This window comes from Synechococcus sp. H60.3, assembly GCF_047462295.1.
Lineage (GTDB): Bacteria > Cyanobacteriota > Cyanobacteriia > Thermostichales > Thermostichaceae > Thermostichus.
Genome location: NZ_JANSIY010000036.1, coordinates 1 through 5,087 on the forward strand (window position 1 = coordinate 1; position 5,087 = coordinate 5,087).

Annotated in this window: 4 protein-coding genes and 1 riboswitch; of the genes, 2 read left to right on the forward strand and 2 right to left on the reverse strand. The window is 60.9% G+C overall.

From position 1 onward, the window contains the following. Window positions 1–225: 225 nt before the first annotated feature. Complete coding sequence (locus tag NW841_RS05650) at window positions 226–1,296, forward strand: EAL domain-containing protein (protein ID WP_414385749.1); 1,071 nt, start codon at window positions 226–228, stop codon at window positions 1,294–1,296. On the opposite strand, the gene NW841_RS05655 is transcribed toward NW841_RS05650, so the two are convergent. Further along, on the reverse strand, window positions 1,247–2,440 hold the full coding sequence (locus NW841_RS05655) for an MFS transporter (RefSeq protein ID WP_414385751.1): 1,194 nt from the start codon (window positions 2,438–2,440) through the stop codon (window positions 1,247–1,249). The two genes, NW841_RS05650 and NW841_RS05655, sit on opposite strands and share 50 nt — an antisense overlap. Before the next feature lie 189 nt (window positions 2,441–2,629). Between NW841_RS05655 and NW841_RS05660 the strand changes: the two genes are divergently transcribed. Beyond that, entirely contained in the window at window positions 2,630–3,184 is a 555-nt protein-coding gene (locus tag NW841_RS05660) for a hypothetical protein (protein WP_414378175.1), read from the forward strand. A gap of 62 nt (window positions 3,185–3,246) precedes the next feature. Here the strand turns inward: NW841_RS05660 and NW841_RS05665 are convergent, their stop codons facing one another. Then, a complete protein-coding gene (locus tag NW841_RS05665) occupies window positions 3,247–4,983 on the reverse strand; it encodes a cation:proton antiporter (protein WP_414385752.1) in 1,737 nt (578 codons plus the stop codon). Further along, window positions 4,967–5,060: riboswitch (Fluoride riboswitch) on the reverse strand. Its footprint overlaps the gene before it by 17 nt. Window positions 5,061–5,087 lie beyond the last annotated feature (27 nt).

Below are 5,087 nucleotides of genomic sequence, written 5' to 3' on the forward strand. Positions count from 1 at the left end.
AAGCGATATATCCAGAATCAGTCAGGAGGCGCTATCCCTCCCCACCCGGGTGGGGAATCCCGCGCCTTACGTTGAAGCTTGCTGGAACGCCAACAGGGCCGAGTTTTGAGGGGGATCCCCAGTTAGCTTTCTGGAAGATTGGCTTCTTTTTTCGGGGAGGCGGGACATACTGCTAAGTAAGATAGGTAACCTCGGTGAGCCTCTCCGGCCATTTCCTGAACCCCCATGTCTTGCCCCGACTGCCCAGCTCTGCCCGCCTTTCTGCAGGAGGCAGGGCGCCTATTTCTCTGGCTGCCCACTCCTCATACCCACCAGAAGCTCTGGCGGGCCCTGGAGGCCAAGACAGAGGTTCCCGTTCAACTTTTGCAAGACCTTGGCCTAGTTGTTGCCATTGCCCAGGGAGCCCTTAAGAAGACCCTGGAGACAATGGCTGATATTCTCTCGCAAGAAGAGATGCGGGCCAGCCGCGCCCTGTTTTTGGCCGGAGATAGGGATCCCTGCTGGCAAGATTGCGCCCGGGTGGAGTCACTGCTGCAGTTGTTCCACCGCACCCAAGCTGAGCTTTTGCTGGAAGTGTTGAAGGAAAACCGTCTCACCACCTACTTTCAGCCCATTGTCGGGGGGCGGGATCCCACTTGTGTGGTGGGCCACGAGGCGCTGGTGCGGGGGTTGGACAAAGAGGGCAAGGTGATTGGGCCGGGCTTGCTCTTTGCCATGGCCCGCGAGGCCGGGCTGCTCTACCACTTGGACTTGGCCGCCCGCCGCACGGCCATTGCCGCGGCCACCCAGCACCGCTTACAAGGGGATCTCTTCATCAACTTCAGCCCTACGGCTATCTACGACCCAGCCTTTTGCCTGCGCTCCACCGTCTGGGCCATCAGCCGCGCCGGGATCCCGCCCCAGCGGGTGGTGTTTGAGGTCAACGAATCCGACCGCAGCCCCGATTTGGACCACTTGCAGCGGATTTTGCGCTTCTATCGGCAGGCGGGCTTTCGGGTGGCGCTGGATGACCTGGGCGCCGGCTACGGCTCCCTGAACCTGTTGCACCAGTTGCAGCCGGATCTCATCAAGCTGGATAGGGAGCTCATTCGGGGGGTGGATCGGGATCCCTATAAGGCGGTGATTGCCGAGAAACTGCTGGAGCTGGCTCAAAAGCTGGGGATCACTACCCTGGCGGAAGGGATCGAAACGGCAGGAGAGCTGCAGTGGGTGCGCGACCGCGGCGTAGATCTGGTGCAGGGCTTTTTCATCGCCCGGCCCCAGCCTGTCCCCTTAGGATTAAGACCCAGAGGATAGCTGCCCCCGCGGCTTGAGCGGCTACCGAGAAGATGACCAAAGCGGGGAGAAAGAGATCGTAGAGCACCCCCATCAGGGCGCTGCCCAAAAACCAGGCCAGGCCGTAGATGCTGGTAAACAGCCCAAAGGCAAAGCCCCTCGCCTGGGCGGCCACCATGCCGGCTACTGCTGCCTTCATGACCGATTCCTGGGCGCCCAGGCCAATCCCCCAGAGCAGCATGCCCACCACCGTCAGCCCGTAGCTGCCGGAAAAGGCCAGCGGCGCAAAACCGGCAGACAGGACCACCGCCCCCAACAGGCTCCCCAGCCCCAGGCGGTCAAATAGCCAGCCCCAGCCCAGGGCGGCTAGGGCATCCACCCCCATGGCCAGGGCGTAGAGCAAGGGGATCCCTGCCGCCTCGCCACCTTGCTGCTGCAGGTGCAGGGCAATGAGGGAAAAGTCGGCAAACCCCATGGCCACACAGGCCGCTGCTGTGAGATAGAGCCAAAAGACCCTGGAAAAGCCTTTTGCTGGAGCGGTTTCCGGCTCCGGCTCAAAGTCGCGCGGGGTGGGATACAGCCATTGGGCCAGCCCCAGCACCCCCAGCCCCAGGGCCGCCGGGATCCCCAAGGCCAAGAATGCGCCTTGGAACCCGTAGCCGGCGGCAACCATTCCTGCCACCAGCAGCGGCCCTCCCACCGCCCCAATTTGATCCAAGGTCTCGTGCAGGCCAAACCCAATGCCCTGGCCCACCTGCAGCGCCGCATGGGAGAGCAACAGGTCCCGTGGCGGGGTGCGGATCCCTTTGCCCAGGCGCTCGGCCAGCAAAAGCAAAGCAGCCCCAGGCCAACTGCTCACCCAGGCCAGAGCGGGGATCACCGCCGTGTTGAGGACATAGCCCAGGGTGGTGAGCTGCCACTGACCTCGACTGCGGTGCACGGGATCCCTACTGAGCCGGTCGCTCCAGTAGCCCACGCCCAGGCGCAGCCCATAGGCCAGCAGCTCCCCCCCGCCGGCCACCAGGCCCACCACCGTGCCGCTGGCCCCCAGGGATCCCAAAAAAGCTCCGGAGATGCTGCGGGCCCCCTCGTAGGTGGCGTCGGCGCAGAGGCTGACGATCCCCAGCAAAACGATGAAGCGCCAAGCAGGAGAGAAAAGAATCACAGCCGGCTCCTTAGCTCGTTACGTCCATGCCTAGCGGAGACAAGAGGTGAGAGCAAAGAAGGCTTCAGGAGGGTCTTATCTAACCAGGAGCAACTGCGGCCAATCTAAGGCTAAGCCAATCTTGTTCTCCTTCCTTTGCATCGAATAGAATTAGACACCCTCCGTCCTTTTGGCTAAGGGAGCAAAGCAATGGCCGCTAAAAGAATTCTTTTTAAGCTGGCTTGCTTTTTGTTAAGTGCCTGTTTAGTTTCGATAGCATCGACGGTTAAAACAAGTGCCGAGCAAGCGTTCTTAAACGCTGAGTATCTCATAGCTACCTCGCCCCTTCCAGATATTGAGCGGGTTCGTTTTCAAGATGGCAAGTATCAAAGAGGCTCTAGCATTTTTGAAGAAGGGTTTCTAACAGCAAGCCTTGAAAGGCTGGAACCTACCGATCTTAACAACGATGGGCTTCAGGATGTGGTGGCGGTTGTAGCAAGCAGTACAGGAGGCAGTGCTGCCTGGATAAGCTTATCCGGCCTGTTAGGTGGCAGCAAAAACCCCACACTCCTAGAGCCTGTATTTCTTGGCGATAGAGTTGTCGTTAACAACATTTCCATCGCTCGTAGCTCTAGAGGAAGTGCTGAGGTCTGCTTAGATATGCTTGTTCATGGTCCCAAAGATGCCCAGTGCTGCCCTACTAAGAAAGAAAAAAGGTGCTTTACTGTCGACGAAAACCGATGGATACCCCGTAGAGCCAAATAATCTTTGCTGAGGCCGGTTTGGAGGCCTAGCCTAGCAACAGCTCTAGGGCCCAGCATTGATCTTTAAGCCTCCGCTGCCTGCCCAGGGGTTTCTCTAGGAGACTCTACGAGGATTACAGGAATAGAGCTGGTCTCCAACACTGCTTGGGAAGTGGATCCCACCAACACTTGCTCCCAGGGGCGGTGGCCCCGCTTGCCTAGGACTATGTCGGTAACCTGCCGCTCCTGGGCTATGTCCACGATGGTCTCCGCCAGGGGGCCGGAAGCCAGGCAAAATTCGTGGCGAATATCTGCCAAAAGACGCTGGGCAAGCTGCCGCAACGCTTCCACCCCCTTCCCCTGGAGCTCATCGGTAACATGGAGCACAATCACTTCCCCATCCACCCGCCGCGCCAGATCCGCTGCCTTGCGCAGCACCGCCTCCGCCAAGGGAGAGGTATCCACAGCGGCCAAGAAGCTCACCTTACCCTGGCTGCCCACCTTGGTGGGATCCACTTCTCCCTTTTCCAATAGGCGAGGGGCAAAAACCTGGGTTAGCCAAGCTCCCAGGGGAGCTGTGGTCAAAATCGACAGGGCCGCTAGGGCGAGGATTGTCTCCCCGCCAGGGATCCCCTGGGCTAAGGGGATGCCGCCGATGGCCGCCTGCACCGTGGCTTTGGCCATGTTGCCCGGCAGCAAAAAGAGCCGCTCCCGCCAGTTCCAGTTGCTCCCCAGGGTGGAAAGCCACCAGCCCAGGCCCCGGCCCAACAGCAGGCTCAGGGTCAAAAGCAGCAAACCGGGCAAGAGCAGGGATCCCAGTACCTGCAGATCCAAAGAGGCTCCCAGCAGGACAAACAGCACAATCTCCGCCACCGTCCAGAGGGCGTCGAACCCAAGCCGCAGCCGCCGCGCCAGCGGCCCATCCAGTTGGACGAGGAAAAACCCTAGGGCCATCACCGCCAGGTAGCCGGAAAAATAGGGCCACACCTGCGACGCCAGCACCAAGCCCAGCACCAGGCAGGCCGCCAGCAGCACCTCTTGCGTACTGTTGCGGGTCCAGTTCTGCTGCACCAAGAGGGCCACCAAAACCCGCGCCCCCAGGTAGCCCACCGCCACCCCCAGCAGGATCTCCATCCCCACCTGGAACGGCAGCCACTGCAGGCGAAGGCTCTGGGCAGATCCCTGCCCCAAAAAGCTCAGCAACAGGCTAAAGCCCAGCAACAGCAGCACATCGGAAAGGGCGCTGCCGGTCAAAATGGCGTCCGGGATCCCTTTGGCTACCCCCCAGCCTAGGCTCTTGAGGCGCAGCATCCCCGGCACGATCACCGCCGGCGACTCCGCCCCGAGCACACAGCCCAAAAGCAGCCCCGTCCCCCAATCCAGCCCCAGGATCCAGCGGCTCAAGAGCGCCACTGCCACCGCCTCACAGGCTGCCGGCAAAAACCCCAGCCGCAGGGCCACGGATCCCTGCTGGGCCAGCTTTTCCCAATCCAGCCCCAGGCCCGCCCTCATGAGGATGATCGTGACGGCCACTAGGCGCAGATCCCCGGCTGCCGCCAACAGCTCTGGGGACAAGACCTCTTGCAACAGGATCCCGACCAGAATCATCCCCACTAGTGGCGGCATCCCCAACCGGCCCACGATCTGGCCGACAAAAAAGCCCATCCCTAAGATCCACAGCCAACTGCCCAGCATCAACAGAACCTCTCTCTTTGCCGTCCGGGTGTCGAAGGGCAGCCCAGGGGAAAGTAGAGCCGCGGAGTGGCAAGCCAACATCAAAGACTCCCACCCCCTGGAGCTGCCCAGAAGAGTAGGAGTCATCAGCCTCAGCCTTGGATTTAGAGAATTCTTAGAACCTGCCTGAGGCGGTTGCGGCGAACCCCATCACCGGTTGCCAGGAAAGGCCGAGCAGCCCACCCGCAACA